The following is a 19,551-nucleotide window of genomic DNA, read 5'->3' as shown; positions in this document are numbered from 1 at the left end:
CCAAAGACACTATCCAATTAGCTGAAATCATCAAAGAAAAAAAAGCAAAAGTAATCGTCATTACGAGTTATTCACTTTCTCCTTTAGCAAAATTTGCAGATGCTTTATTGCTATCAACTGCTGAAGAAACGGACTATCGTTCTGAGGCATTAACATCTCGTATCACACAACTAAGTTTAATCGACGCTTTGTTTGTTAGTGTTATGTTCAAAACCGGTGATTTTGCAACTCATTCACTTGAGGAAGTCCGTAAAGTAATTTCTCAGACTAAACTGTAATGATTATTTACTCTTATGATTAAGTAAATAAATTACTAGTAATCGTTTTCTTTTTCAAGCCCTTTCCTTTGCTTTCCGTTCTTTTTATTTTATATAATGAATGCGAATCATATAAAATAAATCTTAGGGAGGAATAGAATATTATGAGTAAATTTGTAAAAGGAAGTTACCTCACCATAGAAGAAGCAAGAATAGCTGTTGATGAAGTTGTAAGTGAAGGCTATGACAAAAAGTTAATTACTCTTGTCACAAATAGGGAGACTGCTGATACTTTGCCTAATGATTTAGATGTAGGAGTTTCTACCGAACACGCTGATAAGAATGATGGTAATGATGAATCATTTATGGACAAAGTAAAAAATGTTTTTACAATGAGCGATGATGAAGCTGAAAATGCAAATGTTGACACAACAGATGAAGGTTACGAAGCAGATGAAACAGTCTTGAGCAGCTATAAAGATGATATCAAAAATGGCTCTATTATAGTATTGGTAGATGACTTTTCCGAAGAACCTGGAGCTGAAGATTTTGATAACAGCACCCCATTTGGAGCAGCAGATACACCTACTACTCCTGTTCCTCCTTCTGATTCAATAGATACTGTAGATACCGTTGACACAATAGACACGACTGATTATTCAACGTTGGATACTGAAACAGAAGATTCTACATTAACAGATGCTGAAAGAATTCAACTTAAAGAAGAGCGTTTAGATGTTGGTACGACAGAAGTTCAAACTGGCGAAGTAACCATCAATAAAACGATTGATGAAGAAACAAAAACCGTTGATGTGCCTGTTAAACACGAAGAAGTTACCATTGAAAGACATCCCGTAACGGATAGTACTCCTGTAGAGGAATCGCTTGAACTCGAAGATGAAACAATTGTTATACCCGTAACAGAAGAACAACTTGATGTTAACAAACGTTCCGTTGTTACTGATGAAGTAACCATCAATAAAGATACTAAAGAAGATGTCAAAGAAGTTACAGATACCGTTCGTAAAGAGAATTTAGATGTACAAACGCATGGAGATGTTACGATTGAAGATGAAGATGACACTACACCTCTGTAAATAAAGTGATTTTTCTAGATTGAAGATATGAAAGCATCAATAGAGGGATTTCCTTATTGGTGCTTTTTTGTTTTAATGCTTATCTTCATGTATAAAACTAAATTATAGTGTATTTTTAAAAAAGCATCTTATTGATTTCACTTTAAATGATAACGAATGCACTTAAATTAATTGAACAATCATATATGAGGGGGAACAATTATGGATTTGGGTATTTCAGGAAAAATCGCACTGGTTACCGGAGCTGACTCGGGTATTGGTTGGGAGACCGCACGTGTCCTTTTAGAAGAAGGAGCTACTGTTATTCTTACCGATAAGGAACCAAATAAATTGACTTTAGCAGTCGAAAAACTAGGACACGTGAAAAATGTTTTCAGTTACCCCGGAGATATTACAAGTATAAAAGACTTAAAAACAATTCATCAAAAAATTGCTGAAGACGTTGGAAAAATCGATATTTTGGTCCAATCTGCAGGCATCACAGGTGCACAAGGACTTTTTCACGAATTGGATGATGAAGGGTGGACAAATACCATTGAAGTCGACTTGCTTGGACCTGTCCGTTTAGTAAAAGAATTTTTACCTGATTTAAGAGCTGGCGGCTGGGGAAGACTGGTCTTCATCGCCTCTGAAGATGCGGTGCAGCCATACGATGACGAAATTCCTTATTGTTGTGCAAAAGCCGGAATTCTAGCATTATCAAAAGGACTTTCTCGAACGTATGCCCGCGAAGGACTGTTAGTCAACTCTGTTTCACCTGCTTTTATTGAAACGCCCATGACGGATGCCATGATGGAGAAAAGATCTAAAGAATTGTCTGTTTCAAAAGATGAAGCTATTCAGTCTTTTCTTGATAAAAAAAGACCTTATATGGAGCTTAAACGTCGCGGACAAACAGAAGAAGTAGCTGCAGTCATTGCATTCCTCTGTTCAGACAAAGCTTCTTTTGTTAACGGATCAAATTATCGCGTGGACTCTGGTTCTGTGGCAACAATCTAATAACCAAAATGGAGGAATAACTAATGGCAAATTATACGAACGAAAAACTGAATCCTCAAGCTATGGCTAAATATTACGATTATTTAATTATAGGCGGCGGAATGGCAGCAGATACAGCAGCTAGAGGAATCCGTGAACAAGATTCATTTGGCAGCATTGGTATCGTTTCTGCCGATACTGATGAACCATATACCCGTCCGGCTCTAACTAAAAAATTATGGACGGATTCAACCTTTACTGAAGAACAAGTTGCTCTCAATACGACAAAAGAGACAAAAAATTCTACACTTAAACTGAATACAACTGTAACAGCTATTGAGCGAGAACATCATCGCGTTCAATTAAAAGATGGTACATCTATTGGGTATAAAAAATTGCTGCTTGTTACCGGTGGAGAGCCTACAAAAATTGAAGGTCCAGATGATGAACATGTGATTGTATTTAGAGAGCGGTCTGATTACAGACGTTTGCGTGAGTTTTCAGGCAATAACCAGCATGTCATAATTGTAGGCGGCGGATATATTGGATCAGAACTAGCCGCTGGATTGATTCAAAACAACACGAAAGTAACACTTATTTATCCTGATGAGGTGTTAGGAGGTAGTCAATTTCCTAGTGAACTAGCAAAAGAATATGAAAATTCTTTCCGCGAAGCTGGCGTGAACCTTTTAAATGGCAAACGTGCAGAGTCTTATACAAAAGAAGATGGCAAATTAACTCTTCATCTTGACGACGAAACTACAGTCCAAGGTGACACGATCGTTATTGGTTTAGGGGTATCGCCTCGTATTTCATTAGCTGAGCAAAGCGGCCTTAAAGTAGAAGATGGTGTGTACGTTGATGAACAATTGCGTACAACCGATCCAGACATTTGGGCTGCTGGTGATATTGCCTATTATCCGGATAAAATTTTGGGCAGAACTCGTATTGAACATGTGGATCATGCCAGAAAGTCTGGTAAAGCAGCCGGTAAAGCAATGGCTGGTTCAACTGAGCCTTATGCATATACACCTTACTTCTATTCTGTTGTTTTTTCTATTTCGTGGAAAGCAATCGGTACACTAGACTCTTCCTTAACTACAATAATTGATGAAGTCGGGAATGGCAAAGTAGTTTATTACTTAGAGGATGATCTTCCCGTAGGCATTTTAACTTGGAATGTAGAGCCTGATCTAGATGAAGTGCGTGCAGTCCTAAGCAATCCACCTATCGATCCACAATCATTAAAGGGACTAATTCAAGATAAACAATAACCGCTTGATTAAAATAGCCTCACTTTCTAGCTGATTGAATACAGCTTAGAGAGGGAGGCTATTTTATCTATTTGCAAAATTTTCAGTAACTTGTTGAAACTTCTTATGCAATTCATCCATTACAACAAATCGTGCTTCACGGATAACTTCTTTCCTTTCACTAAATAACAATAATGATGGAACAGTAAACACTGTGAATTGGCTAGCCACTTCGGGAATGTCATCTGCACTAACTTGAATCGGTTTGATCATTGGAAATTCTTTTAGCATCTCTTGTACTTGTGGCTGGACAGCATGACAAATTCCACAGTCTTCTCTTGAAATATAAATAAAAGCAAGAGAATTTTCGTTAATAAATTGGATAACTTGATCTATGGACGTTGCCTGAGTAAATGTATTCATTTTTTAACCTTCTTTCTATACATTGACTCTCCAATATAGAAATTTTGACAAGAATTAGTTTCACCGCTCTATACTAGTACGAAAACTAATTAAGATAAATAGTCTTGTTTGAGAACAGAGTAATGAACATCATCTATATATCGATTTTTGTGGATTCTATTTTTTCTTAACGTTCCTTCATAAGTCATACCTAAACGTTTCATCACTTTTCCGGACATTGGATTTTCACTATCATGGCAAGCAAAAATTCGTTCCAGTCCTAATGTTTCGAAACCCAGCTCAAGAATCATTTTTCCTGCTTCTGTAATATATCCATTTCCCCAATAATCTTTATTTAAAGTGTATCCAATCTCCGCACTATTCTTTTCTTCCTTCAACCTTATATCAATTGTACCAATCATCTTTTTAGTTTCTTTCAATACAATGGCGTACTTCCCAAGAGGTTCTTTCATAAAATAATTAGCAATATTTTTTCTCGTTTCTTCTACATTCTGATGCTTTTCAAAAACAAAACGAACAGTTTCTTCATCAGAAGCATATTCATACATATCTTCCGCATCCGACAAAACGACTGGTCGTAACAGAATACGTTTCCCTTCTAAGTGATTGTAACAACTTAGTAAATAAATATATTCTTCCATACACTCCACCCCATTTCTCTTTTAATTTAGCAGGATGGATTCATTCAGTCAACCCTCATGGCTTTATTGCTTGTTCATAAAGCTTATCATATTGTTTAACTGTTAATTGTTGACAATAGTCCATAAATTCGTAAACTTAATGTGAGCCCTTACAAATGACTACTATTTTTTAAACCGATTCTTAATCCGTCTAATCAAACTATTAAAGTTGGGAGGGACCGTTATGATTTCAATAGTTGTTCCAATTCGTAATGTTGAAAAATCATTGACTAAGTGCTTACAAAGTATTAAAGGTCAGACTTACCATCAGTTGCAAGTCATTTTAATTGATATTGGTTCAATTGATAAAAGTGGTGAAATTTGTGAAAAATTTGCTAAAAATGATTCTAGATTCACTGTTATCCACATCCCGAACAGTAATCTTTCTGTTGCAAAGAACATTGGGCTATCTCGTGCTCAAGGAGAATATATTTGCTTCATTAATGCTGTTGATTGGATTGACGCAGAAATGTTGGAACGTCTCATCACGACAAATAGACTATTTAATGCTGACATGATTACTTGCAGATATTATGAAGATACTATTTCAGAACTCTATCTCGTTCCTGGACCTGATGAAACAAGAATGATATCAAAAAATGAAGCCATTCAACTCTGTCTAGCTCAAACTAGAGCTTATGGTTTTTTATGTAATAAACTTTTTAAATTAGATTTATTTAACTCTTACCCCACTATCCGTTTTGATGAACAAATAAGTTATTATGAAGATTTATTAGTAGTTATACAATGTTTCTTCAAAAGCCAAACCATTATTTACAGCCCGCCACCTCATTACCACTATTACCTCAGTCGCCATTTGCCAATAAGTGTGTTACAAAACAAAGGGAAGTTAACCGGTTTAACTGCACTAGAACATGCCGTTGATCTATTAGTACAAGACTCTACAATCGATACACGCATACTTAAAGATTATTATATCAGACTAACTCTTTCTTCTTTATTCCTCTTAATTTCCTTAGAAAATGTGAATAGCCCCCTAATAAATGAACTTAAACAAAATTTATACCGTTATGGTTTGTATGAACACAAAGACAAAGATTTAAGAAAATGCCATCTAATAACGCGTAGAAATATTGGATTAGGTAAAATTTACTGGGATATGTTCTACAAGAAAAAGTTGGCAGAATGATTAAGGTTAACGTACTATGAATAGGTGCTTTATTCTTAACTAAAAAGAGTCACTTCTGAAAAGGAGTGACTCTTTTTCTTTCACATTATAATTTAAAAAGTTTCCATACTTTATAAAAAGAGGTACCTGTTAGAAATAAAGTATTCGTTTGTGTTACCATTTTTATTTTTACATGATATAATGGCAATCAGATTATAAAAAGATAACAAATAGATTGGAGGAATAGTCATCGTACATTCAACATTCGTAAATCATACCCTTTATCCTGCTTATCAAGATGTGGACTCTTTAGACAAAGCTATATTCCCTGAAAATATTAGTTTAGAAGAAGCTTACACTATGCAACACTTGTTTACAGCAGCCAAAGAACACAATGGCGAAAAACTTCAAGGGTATAAAATTAGTATGACAAGTCCAGAAACGCAAGCTCTTTTTGAAGCCTCTGAACCGTTATATGGACAGTTAACAAGTAATCGGGTTCGTAACACCCTTTCGTTATCAAAAGATACAGCTCATGCATTAATAGAATTGGAACTAGTCTTTCTTGTTCAAGAAGAACTCTCTTCTGAAGATTCAATTGAGGATATTCTTAAAAAGACTACAATAGCGCCAGGTTTGGAGGTACCAGATTCTCGTTTTCAGGATTGGTTTCCAAAAATGTCTAAAGAGCAAGTTTGTATAGATGGAGCAGTAGGCGGGTATGTTTGTTATGGTTCATCAAAAAAAGCTACATATGAAGATTTAGACAATATACAAGGTCGATTGATTCATAATGAACAAATCATTGCACAAGACTCATCAAGAACTGTTATGGGACATCCGGTAAAAGCAATAGAATGGCTGCTAAAAAAATTAAGTGAACAAGGTCTTTCACTCCAGCCTGGTATGTTTATTTCTTCTGGTACTTTTGTTATGCCTCAAGTGTTAACTGCTGGTACCTATAAGGGAGAGTTTGACCACTTTGGTACAGTAACATTAACCATTTCTGAATAGATTTTAATGGGTAACCACTTTGATCTTGAGATAGTTAATAATGGAAGAAATAAAATAAGACTTGTTAAAGGAGTAAACACTTTAACAAGTCTTTTTAAATTCAACAAATTATATTTTTTCGGTTTTTACGATAGTATTACTTTGTTTTTCGTGGAATTTTTTCATTACAAAACGTGCAATTGGTTGTGCAATCAATGCTTCAACCCAAAAAGCAATGAAAAAGTTTCTTGGCCAGTTTAAAAATAAGTGTCTAATTGGATCTAAACTAATCGTTCTTGTCCCGATCCAAGTTCCAATAATGGTTAATAAGAAAGATAAGATCGTCACGCTGAAAAGAAGATTAAATACAATATGTGCATTAAAGCTATCTGTTTTTTTAGTGAATTTTCCAACAAGTTTTTCTACCAAAGGTCCAACAAGTAGCCCTTCCAACAGAACTACACAAATCCAGATAAAGGGCATTGTTTTTAAAGCCATCATATACACTTCTTTAGTCATCCCGCCAAATTCAAAAGCCATAATAATAGGCGCAATAATATTTACTGAAATAATTGAAATAACACCTAAAAATAGTAAAAATTCTTTACCGTTTCTTGGTAATCTTGTTTCGTTTTCCATTTTTTATCATCTCCATAGATTCTATTTCAGATGGTAAAACGTATTATGAAACAAAATTTTGTGTGTTTTAAAAACACATAATTCATTTACAAATGACGCCACACACTGATAATTGCTGTACTCATTAATAGCAATTAAACAAAAAAATTGTGTACTCTTTTATCCACAATGGTAGAAACTGGAAAAAGAATAGACAACAGCAACAAAAAGACACTTTATCACACCAAAAACTAAGGATGCGGATAATTTATTTGTTCATTTGTACTAATTAGCACAATACTGCCATTATATCCGCATTTGCTAGAAATAACAAGTATTTTTTTTAAATCAAAAAAGTAGTGTATCTCATTCAGCATGAGTACACTACTTTCCTATTATTTTGGTTAACAGCTACTTATGAATGTTGTTTTAACAAGTCATCAAATTCAGTGGTAACCGCTTCTTTAGAAAGATGTCTCCAAGCAAAGTATTTCCAAGAATTTCTGCTGGGTTTTCAGCAGTTTTTTTTCTAAAAAGTTACTTGATAATTTTTTAGTTGTTTCTACCCAATAAACCAGACTAGAAATGTTGCCGACTTCTTCTCCACTAATTTTCCACTTCCTAATCACTTTTTCTATTATTTTTTAAAAGAGGTCAAGTTACCTCGACCCTCTAACTGTTATGCTTATTTTTCCAGACTGTTCATTCTCTATGTAGTGTCACTTTGCCATGAAATGACTTTTGACGGAAGAGTGGCGCATTAAACGAACTTCACTTGTCTATGAAACGGTTCTTCATGGAAGAGTGAGAATGAAAAAGATCCTCACTTGTCTATGAAAGGTGGTTTCATGGACAAGTGAAACAAAAAAACCTTACTATTTCATAGAAAAGTAAGGTTTAAACGTATGGAGAGGCTAACTTTTGTCCTAGCAAACTCTCTTTTTTATATCTAATTTAGTTGTTAAGCTTTCTCAGCTTCTTTTCTTATTTGAGAAGTGTTTGTTTGGGTATCATCTGAAAGTAATTTATTGGCAACGAGTAGAAGAATTGGTAAGATAACATCATCTGCATATCCAACTACAGGAATGAAATCGGGGATAAAATCGATTGGACTAATGATATAGAGGATGATCCCTGCTACCATTAATTTCTTTTTCCCACTTGTTTTTGTATTAAATAAAGAAAGTATGAGAGACTTCACTTGTGACATTGGGGTCTTATTTTGCTTTGTCTTCATTTTCATTTTTACATGACCTCCATTTTGGTCTGGCTACAATTAGTATAACTGTAGCCAGACCAAAATGTATCGGTCTAAAGCATGATTTTTTAGGCTAACTCTTTGGCTTTTCTTGAAAAATCCGTCATTTCAGCTGCTAGATTGGAACGCAAATCAGATAAATCATTATTCACCAAATGTTTGTTCCGAACCACTGCTGTCCCATTGATAAAGACATCACGTACATTTGATGCATTTGCAGAATAAACTAGCGCTGCATAAGGATCAAAAATTGGAAACATATTGACTGAAGTTGTTTCAATTAATACGATATCGGCTTTTTTTCCAGATTCCAACGACCCAATTTTATCGGACATGTTCAATACCTTCGCACCTTCAATAGTGGCCATTGCTACAATTTCTTTAGCAGGAAAAGCCTTTCTATCATGTAAGGCTGTCTTATGGAAATTAGCCACGAGTTTCATTTGCGTAAATAAGTCCAATGTATTGCCGCTACTTGGTCCATCTGTTCCTAAGCCCACTGGAATAGCTAGATTGAGCATTTCCTGTATTGGAGCGACTCCTTTAGCTGATTTCGTATTCGCTCCAATACAATGAGCAACCCCAACTCCTTCTTGTTTTAATATTTGGAGATCCTGACTAGATACATGAATACAATGAGCTGCGATAAAACGAGGACTAAGAACACCAATTGATTGTAAAAACTTTACAGGCGTAACGTTATATTTTTCTCTAAAATGGTTCATTTCATAATCCATTTCTGCTACATGCATGGTCATTGGAATACCGTACTCTTCTGCTAGCGCAGCAGCTACTTTTAATGCTGCTGGATCATTTGTATTTGGTGCATGAGGCGCAATGGCCGGTGTAATCAACTCATGGCCGAGCCATTTTGGAATAAACTTTTTAGCATACTCAATGCCTCCATGAGCTGTTGGAGCATCGCAAGTTGGAAAATCAACAACGGTCTCCCCTAAAATGGCTCGAGATTTCATTTCATCAGTAGCTTGTGCTAGAGCGTCTTCAAAATAATACATATCTGTAAATGTCGTAATACCAGCCAATTGCATTTCAGCAATTGCGTATTTGCCACTATGATAGGCTAATTCTTTCGTCATACAGGCTTTTTCTAATGGAAACAAAAAACGACGCAACCGGTCAGGACAATCATCACCTAACGACCGAAAAGGGATCATCCCAATATGAGTATGGGTATTTACCATACCAGGAATCGCGATTGTTTGATGAGCATCAATTACTTCATCAAAGTTACTTTCTGATTGTAAGAGCTGATCATATGAACCTATTTCCAAAATTTCATTGTCTTCTATAATTAAGTAACCATCAGAATATTCAGTACGTTTGGCATCCATCGTTAAGATATAGCTATTTTTAATCAAAGTCTTCATCTAATCTCCTCCACTAATGGGATCTTGCGTTGACTTCGCACATCAAACAGTCCCTTATCCGTAATTTTTATAGCTGGAGAAACAGGTAAAGACAATGTTGAAAAAGACATGATTTCATTAGCATTGCGGTAGCCCAAATCAATCATTCCTTGTCGTACCTCACTTAATTGTTGTCCAATAACTTGGATAGGTTCGTCACTGATGATTCCGCCAATCAAAAGCGGGCAGCAACTTACGACTATTTCATTTTTAGCGGTTAAGTAACCGCCTTGTATCTCAACCAGTTTATTTTGGGCTACTACTAAATCTTCAACCGTTGTTCCCATCACCATCAAATTATGGTGATCATGTGCCCAAGTTGTTCCTATTGCTCCTTTTTCTGTCAGTGCATTTTCGACAAGACCATATGCTGTATTCCCAGATTTCCCATACCGTTCCATTACTACAATTAACGCTAGACCACTTGATTCCCAATCCAAATAACCATTTTTTATTGGGATTTCTCTTTGAACACATTCAGTAAAGGTCCCTACTTCAGCTATACGAATCACATTACAAACAGCAGCCTGTCCTTCAACTCGAATTTTAAAGTCATCCCATTCAGCTTTTTCACAGTGAACGGATGAATAAAAGGAAGCAGGAAAATCCGGTTTAGTTTCGGGGTACGCTATTTCGTCCCCTTTTTTATGCACCAAATTCCCAGCTTTGTAAACGGCTGAAGCTTCCATTGTTGCAGGATCCTCCAACAAAATAAAGTCAGCTTTAAAACCGGAAACAATCGCACCTCGATCTTGAAATCCCATCCTTCTTGCTGGAGTATATGTGCTCATATATATTGCTTGTTCAACTGGAACACCTGCTTGAATCGCTAGTTGAACATTCTTATTTAGATGCCCTTCCAACAATTCGTCTGCCATAATATCATCCGTCACAATGGCACAGTATTCATAAAATTGATTGTTCACTACTACTTCCATATTTTCTTTCGTCAACGATTTGCGTTGCAATTCAATAAACATTCCACTGCTGATTTTTTCGTAAATAGATTCTGGACTTTGCTGAGTGTGATCTGCCGTTATACCTTGGTACATAAATTTAGCCAAATCCAATCCTGAGACGAGAGGCACATGTCCTTCAATAGGCATAAAAGGTTTCTTTTCCTGAATGGTATGTAAAATTTGGCGAATTAAAGAATTTGAATCATTCACAATACCGTCAAAATTCATGGCTTCTCCAAGAGCGATTACTTTAGGATGATTTAATAATTGCTGAACTTCTTCTACTCCTATGAAACCACCTGTCGTTTCTAATGCTGGAATCGTTGAAGGGACAGAAGATGGAATCGCATAAAAAATATCCATTTCCGTTTCTTCATTCATAAAGGTATCCATTCCTTCTACGCCAAATACGTTAACGATTTCATGAGCATCAGCAACAATCGTTGTTATTCCATGAGTCAAACCGGCTTTCGAAAAAATTGAAGGAGGAACCATCGAACTTTCAATGTGCATATGGATATCGATCAATCCAGGAATCATGTAGTTTCCATTCGCATCAATAGTAGCATCCGATTTCAAATCTGCCGATGCCCCTATTCCTATCGAAAAGAATTTTCCATTAAGAATGGCCACATCTTTCCATTCAAATTTCTTTAAAAAGCTATTAAACACTTGTACATTCGTAATGATCTTATCTACTTTCATCTGTCATTCACCTTTCTACTATAAAAATAACCTCTTAATAGAGAAGAGGTTATTTTTTTCAAACTATTTTATTGGTTTCTTTATTGATTCATCGTTCTATTCCATGTTTTGATCCAATCGTCCATTTGGGTATTCACAAATTCAAAATCTACTGGTTTAGTTAACTCAGCAATGTCGCCATACGTTTTATTTTCAGCAACTTCTCCAGATAATTCAACTTCTTTATTTGTTGGAGCTTCATTTAATGAAGCAGCTGTGATAGTTTGTAATTCTTCACTGAGTCTCCAATCCACAAAATTATAGGCCATTTCTTTATTTTTAGAATTCACATTAATATTTACGGTATTAAAATTGGCATACGTACCAGAAGCTGGAACAACGTATTGAACAGCTGGATGAGCTTCTGAAATCATTGGAATTGCAAAATCGCCTACAACTGCTGCAACAATTTCACCCGATTGAAACATATTAGCTAAATCAGAAGACTTAGCATACGTTTTGACGATATTAGGAGAAAGTTCTTCCAGTCCTTCAAAAGCTGCTTCACCATTGTCAGTAGTAATATCTACACCTTTATACTCACTAGCTACGTACATCATCGATGGTCCAAAAGTGGTAGCAATATCCGGGATAGAAATTTTCCCTTGAAGTGATGGATCCCATAAGTCAGAAAATTCATCAATCTTCATTCCAGCAGCTTCTTCATCATAAATAATTCCAATACTATTTACTGTATACGCTGCTCCAGATCCGTTCTCACTCAACACTTTTGCACTATCAATCAATTCAGCTAAATTAGGAATTTTTTCTGTATTGATTTCTTCAAATAGCCCTTCTGTCGCTCCTTGAGAGGAATTTGATTGCGGCAAATCAATAATATCAACAGTCGAGTTAGGATTATTTTCAAATTTAGTGTAACGTTCAGAACTTGTACCTGTCTCTACTACAATGTCTACCCCATGCTCTTCTTCAAATGGTGCAAATATATCTTCTTGCATAACATCTTCACTTAATCCAAAGGTAGATATCACTAATTCTTTGTTCTCTCCACTCGCTTCTTGTCCACACGCCATTAAAACGGCTGCACTCATCACTGTCAAACTTGCCAAAATTGCTTTCTTTTTCATCACTTAAAAATCCCCCTTTTTATAATTGGTTAGACTAAAATCAATTTTTCTTTTGGAATAACCACACAAACATTATCTCCTACTTGATAACCAGGTACTCGCACATCATTGACTAACAGCTTACCAATAGCTGTTTCTACTTCATATTGGTAACTCTTGCCTAAAAACGTACGAACTCTTATAGTGCCAGCTAGACTATTAGATGGCACCTCTTGATCATTCGCAGAAAGTAAAATATCATCTGGTCGAATCGTTCCGGTTGCTTGTTGTCTATCTGCTGGATGCAGTGTTTCAATTAACGTTCCATCCGAAGTTGTGTAAGAATGTGTATCTTGTTTGGCTAAAGCAAAGAAATTTTCAAAGCCAATGAAGCGAGCCACAAATTCCGTTTTAGGATTTTTATAAATTTCTTCCGGAGAATCATACTGTTCAATTACTCCGTTGTTCATAACGGCTACTTTATCTGAAATCGAAAAACATTCTTCTTGATCATGTGTTACAAAGACCGTCGTTATACCTAATCTGCGTTGAATGCGTTTAATTTCAATACGCATACTGATACGCAATTTAGCATCCAAATTACTCAAAGGTTCGTCTAGTAACAATAATTGAGGTTCAATCACTAAAGCTCGAGCAAGAGCTACACGTTGACGCTGCCCTCCAGAAAGTTGCTTAGGATAACGTTCAGCATAATCTGATAAGTCAGTAGATTCTAAAATAGCCTGCACTTTAGTTTCGATGACCTCTTTTTTTTCTTTCCTCAACTTCAATCCAAAACCAATATTTTCTTTAACAGTTAAGTGTGGAAATAACGCATAACTTTGAAAAACCATTCCAAAATTACGTTTGTGGACAGGAACCTTTGTCAAATTGGTCTCTCCTACAGTAAAGGTTCCATCATTAGGCTCAATCAGGCCTGCAATGACCCGTAAAGTCGTTGTTTTCCCACAACCTGATGGTCCTAGTAATGAAATCAGTTCCCCTTTTTCCATAGATAAATTGAGTTCTTTTAATATATTATTTTTTCCATCATAACTAACACGAATATTTTCTAAGTCAACAAATAACATAACAGTACATGTCCTCCTTAAGGGTATTTAACAAAACGACTAATAGAGTGAGCAGTTAAATGTGAATCTAGTTTTTTTGCTTAATTTATTTGTCTTTTGTGCAAGTAATTTACTAGACTACTTTTGCTAGTCCAAGGGTTTTTTCAATTAAAAACATCAAGATGATCGTTCCAAGCATCAAAAGTACAGACAAAGCAGAAACGACTGGGTCATAATTATATTCAATGTAATTCATTAACGTGGTAGGTAAAGTCGAAATACCAGGACCAGATAAAAATTGTGAAACAGGTATATTGTTAAATGAATTAATAAATGCCAACATAAAAGAAGCAAATATACTGGAAGAGATATTTGGCAATACAATACTCGTAAAAGCTTTGAATTTAGTGCTGCCTAAAGTCCATGCCACCTCTTCTATTGAAAAGTCTAATTGTTCTAAACTAGAACCCACTACACGAATAATGTAAGGTAAACTGATTAAAAAATGCCCTAACAACAACCCGTGGAATAGTGGTACTTGGAGGCGGATAACGATAAATTGAAATAGAGAATACCCTACTACAACACCAGGTATGATAGTTGGTGATAAAAAGAAACTTTTTATCCAATCTTTCCCTTTCACACCGTTCCTAGTTAACGCATACGCAGCAGGAATTCCAACAACTAAGGCCAATAAAGTTGCCAGTAAGGAAATTTCTAAACTCAATAAAAAGCTGTCTATAAAAGATTGGTTTTTAAAAACAGCTGTAAACCACTTAAATGTAAATCCAGTAATTGGAAATTGAATGGTCGAATTTTCTCCAAAAGCGGTTATCGTTATAATGACTAAGGGAATAAATAAGAACGCAAATACAGCTCCAACGAATAATGACAACCCTCTTTGTTTACGCATCTTTTTCACCTCGCTTGTCGATTCTATTGGCAATTAAGTTAAGACCTTTCATTACCAGTACAGTGGTAATGATCATGATCAACGCAATAACACTTGCGTCTTCCCAATTTCCCAACGTCATAGCGTTTTGGTAAAGAAACGTTGACAACATCATATTACGATTACCTCCAAGTAATTGAGGAGTTGTATAAGCTGTCAGCGTGCCTGTAAATACTAGAACACTCCCTACTATAATCCCAGGAATACTCAAAGGTAAAATGACTTTAATAAACGCTTTAATACGACTTGCACCAAGCGTTTCTGCCGCTTCCATGATTTCTGGATTGATATTTTCCATTACACCTACTAATGTGATGATCAAGATGGGTAAAAACAAATAAATTGAGCCAATAATAATTGAAAACTCAGTATACAGTAAGGTCAATGGCTCAGAAATAATCCCTATACTGGACAATAATTTATTGATCACACCGTTTTGTCCTAATAAATTGATCCATGCAAAACTTCGAATAACAGAATTGGTCAACATCGGAAATAGTGTAAATGCCATTAATAACCCTCGCCATTTTGGAGATGTTCCAGCTATAAAGTAAGCAGTAGGAACTCCAAGGATGATGCAAATGAACGTTACAATAAGTGAAACGCGAATTGTTCGGATAAAAATACCGACATTATATGAGTCCTGAAAAAAAGAAGTATAAGACTCAATTGAGAATGATCCATTATAAAATGTAGGCCAAATGACTGACACTAACGGAATCAATAAAAAGAAAATAAGTAAGATGAATCCCGGTGCTAGTATTAGATACGGGATTTTTTTCGACATAAGATAAATCCTCCTAACAAACGAAAAGATCAAGAGTCAATAAAAAGCACTCTTGTATCATTTCTGTTATTTCTTAACATTCATATTTCTACACCAATCAGTATAACGGTTAAAAAGAGATTGAACAATCATTTTAACGAATTAACGTAAACAAATATTAATTATTGTTCGTGTTTAATCGCATTTCATTTATCCTATTAGGATTTATGACATAATTACCCTCTAATTAAAGTTAAAATAAAATGAGAAAATGGCCAAAAAAATAAGCAACAGTAAGTTGCTTAAGGAACTCTCTATTTTTCTAAAATCTGATGTTCTTCTTAATTAGATGTTTCCTAGAACGAAACCTACAATATAGGCAACTACAGCAGCCAATCCTCCAACAACTAACATTTCAATACCAGACTTCAACCAGTTTGAGTGATTAATTTTAGATTTAACTGCCCCCAGAATAAATAACGTTATTCCGGTAAGCATAGAAGCAATTAGAAAGGAATTCTGTACTAAAATTGGTAGACCTAGTGAAAATACGTACGTTAGAAGTGGAACGACACCAAAGAGACTAAAAGATAAAAAAGTGGCTATAGCATTTTTAAGAGGCAATTGTTCGGTTGAGTCAGAACCATACTTTTCTTTCCATACTTGGTTTATAAAAGGTTTCTCATATTTCGCAAGTGTTTTTACGATTACGTTCGCATCCTCTTTATCCACTCCTTGGTCTACAAATGAATCCATCATTCGCTTCACTTCTTTTTCATGATGGTTTACAATCTCTAATTGCTCTTTTTGCCATGTCATTTTTTCATATTCGTTTTGAGATTTTGTTGAAAGATAATCCCCCACAGCCATTGAAAATCCATCAGCCAATAAATTGGAAAATCCTAGAATCAAGATAACTTTAAGTGATAATTCTCCACCAACGCTTCCTGCTACCACAGCAAAAGTTGTAACGATGCCATCCAATCCTCCGTAAACAATACTTTTAATGTATTTGCCGTTGCTGGTTTGCCTTTTTTTGCGTGGATTAGTCATTTTAGCCACCCCTTAATAAGTAGACTGATAAAAAAATTTTCATACAGCTTTTTTGACGAAAACCGGCTGATCCTTATTTTTGATGCCTATTTATTTAATTTCCCATGTTCAATGTGAGTATTGCAATGATCCATAAACCCATAATTAAAACTAGTGAACTGATAGAGCACAAAAAAATACCCAATAGAATATAATTCGTTTTCTGCTTAACTAAATGATCTTTAATAGAAAAAGCCACTATAAATAGACCTATACAACTAACTACGATCCAACCGGCCAACTCCATATTTGTATAGTTAGCTGAGAAAAATAAAAAGTATAGCATCAAAAATAATTGGATATAAAAAAAGCATTCGCGATAATTTTCTACCCATTTCCCCATATCATTCACCTTCTCTTTTCCAAGTATTCCAACTCTCCATGTGAACATCTTAACAACGAATCTCAATTAATGCAATTGTTATTTAAAGGTATATAACCTATTATCTAGTTAAAAAAAATATTCTTTGTTCAATAAGTTCAGACAAATAATTGAGTGATTTTATATCCTTTAATTTTCGCTCGGTTTCACTAGTTTAGTTAAAAGATTTTTTTCTATCCATACTTTTTCATTTGAATTTTTTATAATAATGTCAAAGTTCTGACTGAATGGATGCATAAACAATTTGTACTGAATTCGTCGCTGTTCGTGAGATTGACGTAAAGCACTTATATCCGTGCCTCTTTCCAATATGTCTCTTCCAACTCTTCTTACTAACTCTATTTCATCATCTGTGTAAAAGTAAATTTTCAGATCCATTAACGTAGGATCAATAAATGCGACACTCATTCCTTCTATGATCGTGACTTTTTTAGGAGTTATTAATTCACTTTTTTTGTAATCAGTATTTATGGTATAAAAGTCTAATCCAGCTTTGATCATTCGGATATCTCTTTCTAGAGACGATGTATAATGAGCATCTGGATGACAAGCAGTCATTTTTGAATAATAGTTTTTATGTTGATACGGATAATGGATCATGGCATATTTCCGTAATTGTGACGTAACAATATATGGATCTGTATTGATATATGATACTTCGTTTAATCCTATCAATTGTGTCAGTTTAGTAGAAAAAGTTGTTTTACCTGCAGCACCATGACCTGATATACCAATAATCACCAGCTTGTCTGACTTATTTATCCAATCTATGACTTCATCAAGTAAGTTATTCACTGTTCCACCCTTTTCTATCCCATTTTTTGATTTTTACTATTTGCTTGCTTAATAAATCCTCACTTTATTTTATCATTATTGAAAACGGTTTTCTTTAAAATTATTAGTTTGTTATCAAAAAAAACTGAATGTATTTAGGCAAAAATAAAAAGCAGTATGGTCATTTAAATGAACTCATACTGCTTTACAATTAATTGAATATAGTTAAGCTAATTCAGTACCACCAGTTACACCATAAATTTGTGCAGTCACGTAGCTTGATTTTGTAGAAGCTAAGAAAACATAGATATCAGAAAGTTCTACCGGTTGACCTGCTCGTTGTAACGGAGTATCTTGCCCAAAGGTTGGAATAGCTTCACTCGGCTGACCTCCAGAAATTTGTAACGGTGTCCAGATAGGCCCTGGAGCTACCACGTTAACACGAATTCCTTTTGGCGCTAGTTGTTTTGCTAGACCTCGGCTAAATCCATTAATCGCAAACTTAGTTGATGCATAATCTAGTAAATTTGCACTTGGATTGTATCCTTGAACAGAAGATGTCGTAATAATCGAAGAACCCTCTGGAAGATAAGGTAAAGCAGCTTTTATTACCCAAAAAAGCGAAAATACATTTATTTCAAAGGTTTGTTTTAATTGTTCTGTCGTAAGATCTAGAATATCTTCCACAGCTTGCTGTTTTCCAGCAATTAAGGCTAGTATATCTAATCCACCAAGTTCTTTATGTGCTTGATCAACAAGTTGTTTACAAAATGCTTCATCACTTAAATCACCTGGGATAAGAATAGCTTTTCGTCCAGCTTGTTCAATTAATTGTTTCACTTCTTGCGCATCTGTTTCTTCTTCTGGAAGGTAGCTCAAAACAATATCGGCTCCTTCACGTGCGTAAGCAATGGCTGCAGCACGACCTATACCAGAGTCTCCTCCTGTTACAAGAGCTTTTCGTCCAACTAGTTGTTCATTTCCTTGATAAGATTCTTCACCGCAATCTGGACGTGGGTCCATTTTACTTTGTAATGCAGGAGGGTCTTGATATTGCTTTGGAAAATCTTCAGTAAAAAATTGATTTAATGGATTTTCTAACTTTTTGTTTTGCATTTATCTCTCTCCTCTTAAATTAATAATGAATAAATTCATCTTAAAATTTTTATCTTATAATTTCAAATCATATGCCTTCATTTGGCCTCAACTAGCTGAAAAAAAGAAAAAGCACACCTATACATTTCTACAGGGTGCTTGCTCTATTAGTTATTTTTTTATTCTGGCTTGCTATTGTACCAGTCAGTTGAATCAAGAAAAGCTAAGTTGTTTTTTTGCCATTTTATACCTGCTATCACTTTATTTGACTTGAACGTCAATTTCTTTTCACCCTTAACTTTCACGACTATTTTATATTGTATCAGTCCTTTTTTCACTTTAAGGTATTCTATATCTTCATAAGGAATCTGAATATGATTGCCTGAAAACTGACCCATCATTGTCAGCCCAACTAAACTAATTTCTTCTGAAGAAAAAAATAGTAAGTAGTATTGCATATCTATAAAAGATGCTAACGCTCCATAAGTAAAACTAGACATGATTCCTGGTTCTGTATACCCATAAACAAAATTTTGA

Annotated in this window: 21 protein-coding genes; 6 read left to right on the top strand and 15 right to left on the bottom strand. The window is 35.0% G+C overall.

The features are described 5' to 3' along the window. The 4 genes from ABS911_RS10085 to ABS911_RS10070 all read left to right on the top strand — a co-directional run. A partial coding sequence (locus tag ABS911_RS10085) for a MurR/RpiR family transcriptional regulator (protein ID WP_350467484.1) occupies window positions 1–278 on the top strand: 278 nt, incomplete at its 5' end. Window positions 279–421: 143 nt separating this feature from the next. Next, entirely contained in the window at window positions 422–1,354 is a 933-nt protein-coding gene (locus ABS911_RS10080; protein WP_350467483.1) for a DUF2382 domain-containing protein, read from the top strand. A 201-nt stretch (window positions 1,355–1,555) separates the two neighbouring features. Beyond that, on the top strand, window positions 1,556–2,353 hold the full coding sequence (locus ABS911_RS10075; protein WP_350467482.1) for an SDR family NAD(P)-dependent oxidoreductase: 798 nt from the start codon (window positions 1,556–1,558) through the stop codon (window positions 2,351–2,353). Window positions 2,354–2,376: 23 nt separating this feature from the next. Further along, window positions 2,377–3,606: an NAD(P)/FAD-dependent oxidoreductase gene (locus ABS911_RS10070; protein ID WP_350467481.1), complete on the top strand. Its 1,230-nt coding sequence runs from the start codon at window positions 2,377–2,379 to the stop codon at window positions 3,604–3,606. Between the two features lie 63 nt (window positions 3,607–3,669). Here ABS911_RS10070 and ABS911_RS10065 read toward each other — a convergent pair whose 3' ends face one another. Both ABS911_RS10065 and ABS911_RS10060 read right to left on the bottom strand, forming a co-directional pair. Beyond that, on the bottom strand, window positions 3,670–4,008 hold the full coding sequence (locus ABS911_RS10065) for a thioredoxin family protein (protein ID WP_350467480.1): 339 nt from the start codon (window positions 4,006–4,008) through the stop codon (window positions 3,670–3,672). An 89-nt stretch (window positions 4,009–4,097) separates the two neighbouring features. Then, a complete protein-coding gene (locus ABS911_RS10060) occupies window positions 4,098–4,649 on the bottom strand; it encodes a GNAT family N-acetyltransferase (RefSeq protein WP_350467479.1) in 552 nt (183 codons plus the stop codon). Between the two features lie 223 nt (window positions 4,650–4,872). Between ABS911_RS10060 and ABS911_RS10055 the strand changes: the two genes are divergently transcribed. Then, the gene (locus ABS911_RS10055) at window positions 4,873–5,838 is read left to right on the top strand and encodes a glycosyltransferase family 2 protein (protein ID WP_350467478.1); all 966 of its coding nucleotides are present in this window, start codon (window positions 4,873–4,875) and stop codon (window positions 5,836–5,838) included. A gap of 339 nt (window positions 5,839–6,177) precedes the next feature. Next, window positions 6,178–6,831 carry a 2-keto-4-pentenoate hydratase gene (locus ABS911_RS10050; protein ID WP_350467477.1) on the top strand — a complete coding sequence of 218 codons (654 nt, stop codon included), beginning with the start codon at window positions 6,178–6,180 and terminating at the stop codon, window positions 6,829–6,831. Window positions 6,832–6,939: 108 nt separating this feature from the next. On the opposite strand, the gene ABS911_RS10045 is transcribed toward ABS911_RS10050, so the two are convergent. From ABS911_RS10045 to ABS911_RS09985, 13 genes are all read right to left on the bottom strand, one after another. Further along, window positions 6,940–7,449, bottom strand: coding sequence for a DUF2798 domain-containing protein (locus ABS911_RS10045; protein ID WP_350467476.1), 510 nt, complete (start codon window positions 7,447–7,449; stop codon window positions 6,940–6,942). 940 nt (window positions 7,450–8,389) lie between these two features. After that, window positions 8,390–8,671, bottom strand: coding sequence for a YkvA family protein (locus tag ABS911_RS10040; protein ID WP_350467475.1), 282 nt, complete (start codon window positions 8,669–8,671; stop codon window positions 8,390–8,392). Between the two features lie 83 nt (window positions 8,672–8,754). Next, window positions 8,755–10,074, bottom strand: a complete 1,320-nt coding sequence (locus tag ABS911_RS10035; RefSeq protein ID WP_350467474.1) for an amidohydrolase — start codon at window positions 10,072–10,074, stop codon at window positions 8,755–8,757. Beyond that, the gene (locus ABS911_RS10030) at window positions 10,071–11,777 is read right to left on the bottom strand and encodes an adenine deaminase C-terminal domain-containing protein (RefSeq protein WP_350467473.1); all 1,707 of its coding nucleotides are present in this window, start codon (window positions 11,775–11,777) and stop codon (window positions 10,071–10,073) included. Before ABS911_RS10030 ends, ABS911_RS10035 begins: the two co-directional genes overlap by 4 nt. An 80-nt stretch (window positions 11,778–11,857) precedes the next feature. Next, entirely contained in the window at window positions 11,858–12,904 is a 1,047-nt protein-coding gene (locus ABS911_RS10025; RefSeq protein WP_350467485.1) for an ABC transporter substrate-binding protein, read from the bottom strand. A 29-nt stretch (window positions 12,905–12,933) separates the two neighbouring features. Further along, on the bottom strand, window positions 12,934–13,974 hold the full coding sequence (locus ABS911_RS10020; RefSeq protein ID WP_350467472.1) for an ABC transporter ATP-binding protein: 1,041 nt from the start codon (window positions 13,972–13,974) through the stop codon (window positions 12,934–12,936). A 112-nt stretch (window positions 13,975–14,086) separates the two neighbouring features. Continuing rightward, entirely contained in the window at window positions 14,087–14,866 is a 780-nt protein-coding gene (locus ABS911_RS10015) for an ABC transporter permease (RefSeq protein ID WP_350467471.1), read from the bottom strand. Next, window positions 14,859–15,692 (bottom strand): ABC transporter permease, encoded by an 834-nt coding sequence (locus ABS911_RS10010; RefSeq protein ID WP_350467470.1) that lies wholly within the window; start codon window positions 15,690–15,692, stop codon window positions 14,859–14,861. The genes ABS911_RS10015 and ABS911_RS10010 overlap by 8 nt, the downstream gene beginning before the upstream one ends. A 324-nt stretch (window positions 15,693–16,016) precedes the next feature. Continuing rightward, window positions 16,017–16,724 (bottom strand): VIT1/CCC1 transporter family protein, encoded by a 708-nt coding sequence (locus tag ABS911_RS10005; protein ID WP_350467469.1) that lies wholly within the window; start codon window positions 16,722–16,724, stop codon window positions 16,017–16,019. Between the two features lie 94 nt (window positions 16,725–16,818). Then, window positions 16,819–17,106: a hypothetical protein gene (locus tag ABS911_RS10000; RefSeq protein WP_350467468.1), complete on the bottom strand. Its 288-nt coding sequence runs from the start codon at window positions 17,104–17,106 to the stop codon at window positions 16,819–16,821. Between the two features lie 168 nt (window positions 17,107–17,274). Next, a complete protein-coding gene (locus tag ABS911_RS09995; protein ID WP_350467467.1) occupies window positions 17,275–17,940 on the bottom strand; it encodes a uridine kinase family protein in 666 nt (221 codons plus the stop codon). Window positions 17,941–18,144: 204 nt separating this feature from the next. Beyond that, window positions 18,145–19,035: an SDR family oxidoreductase gene (locus tag ABS911_RS09990; protein ID WP_350467466.1), complete on the bottom strand. Its 891-nt coding sequence runs from the start codon at window positions 19,033–19,035 to the stop codon at window positions 18,145–18,147. A gap of 158 nt (window positions 19,036–19,193) precedes the next feature. Beyond that, a partial coding sequence (locus ABS911_RS09985; protein WP_350467465.1) for a hypothetical protein occupies window positions 19,194–19,551 on the bottom strand: 358 nt, incomplete at its 5' end.

It is taken from the genome of Carnobacterium sp., assembly GCF_040274425.1.
This window is presented reverse-complemented; position numbering and strand designations above follow the sequence as displayed.

Coding starts and splice junctions, on each gene's coding strand:
- ABS911_RS10075 (WP_350467482.1), top strand. CDS start 1,556: ATGGATTTGGGTATTTCAGGAAAAATCGCACTGGTTACCGGAGCTGAC.
- ABS911_RS10045 (WP_350467476.1), bottom strand. CDS start 7,449: ATGGAAAACGAAACAAGATTACCAAGAAACGGTAAAGAATTTTTACTA.
- ABS911_RS10000 (WP_350467468.1), bottom strand. CDS start 17,106: ATGGGGAAATGGGTAGAAAATTATCGCGAATGCTTTTTTTATATCCAA.
- ABS911_RS10010 (WP_350467470.1), bottom strand. CDS start 15,692: ATGTCGAAAAAAATCCCGTATCTAATACTAGCACCGGGATTCATCTTA.
- ABS911_RS10080 (WP_350467483.1), top strand. CDS start 422: ATGAGTAAATTTGTAAAAGGAAGTTACCTCACCATAGAAGAAGCAAGA.
- ABS911_RS10020 (WP_350467472.1), bottom strand. CDS start 13,974: ATGTTATTTGTTGACTTAGAAAATATTCGTGTTAGTTATGATGGAAAA.
- ABS911_RS10015 (WP_350467471.1), bottom strand. CDS start 14,866: ATGCGTAAACAAAGAGGGTTGTCATTATTCGTTGGAGCTGTATTTGCG.
- ABS911_RS10025 (WP_350467485.1), bottom strand. CDS start 12,904: ATGAAAAAGAAAGCAATTTTGGCAAGTTTGACAGTGATGAGTGCAGCC.
- ABS911_RS10040 (WP_350467475.1), bottom strand. CDS start 8,671: ATGAAAATGAAGACAAAGCAAAATAAGACCCCAATGTCACAAGTGAAG.
- ABS911_RS10035 (WP_350467474.1), bottom strand. CDS start 10,074: ATGAAGACTTTGATTAAAAATAGCTATATCTTAACGATGGATGCCAAA.
- ABS911_RS10070 (WP_350467481.1), top strand. CDS start 2,377: ATGGCAAATTATACGAACGAAAAACTGAATCCTCAAGCTATGGCTAAA.
- ABS911_RS10055 (WP_350467478.1), top strand. CDS start 4,873: ATGATTTCAATAGTTGTTCCAATTCGTAATGTTGAAAAATCATTGACT.
- ABS911_RS10060 (WP_350467479.1), bottom strand. CDS start 4,649: ATGGAAGAATATATTTATTTACTAAGTTGTTACAATCACTTAGAAGGG.
- ABS911_RS10030 (WP_350467473.1), bottom strand. CDS start 11,777: ATGAAAGTAGATAAGATCATTACGAATGTACAAGTGTTTAATAGCTTT.
- ABS911_RS10050 (WP_350467477.1), top strand. CDS start 6,178: ATGCAACACTTGTTTACAGCAGCCAAAGAACACAATGGCGAAAAACTT.
- ABS911_RS10065 (WP_350467480.1), bottom strand. CDS start 4,008: ATGAATACATTTACTCAGGCAACGTCCATAGATCAAGTTATCCAATTT.
- ABS911_RS09990 (WP_350467466.1), bottom strand. CDS start 19,035: ATGCAAAACAAAAAGTTAGAAAATCCATTAAATCAATTTTTTACTGAA.
- ABS911_RS10005 (WP_350467469.1), bottom strand. CDS start 16,724: ATGACTAATCCACGCAAAAAAAGGCAAACCAGCAACGGCAAATACATT.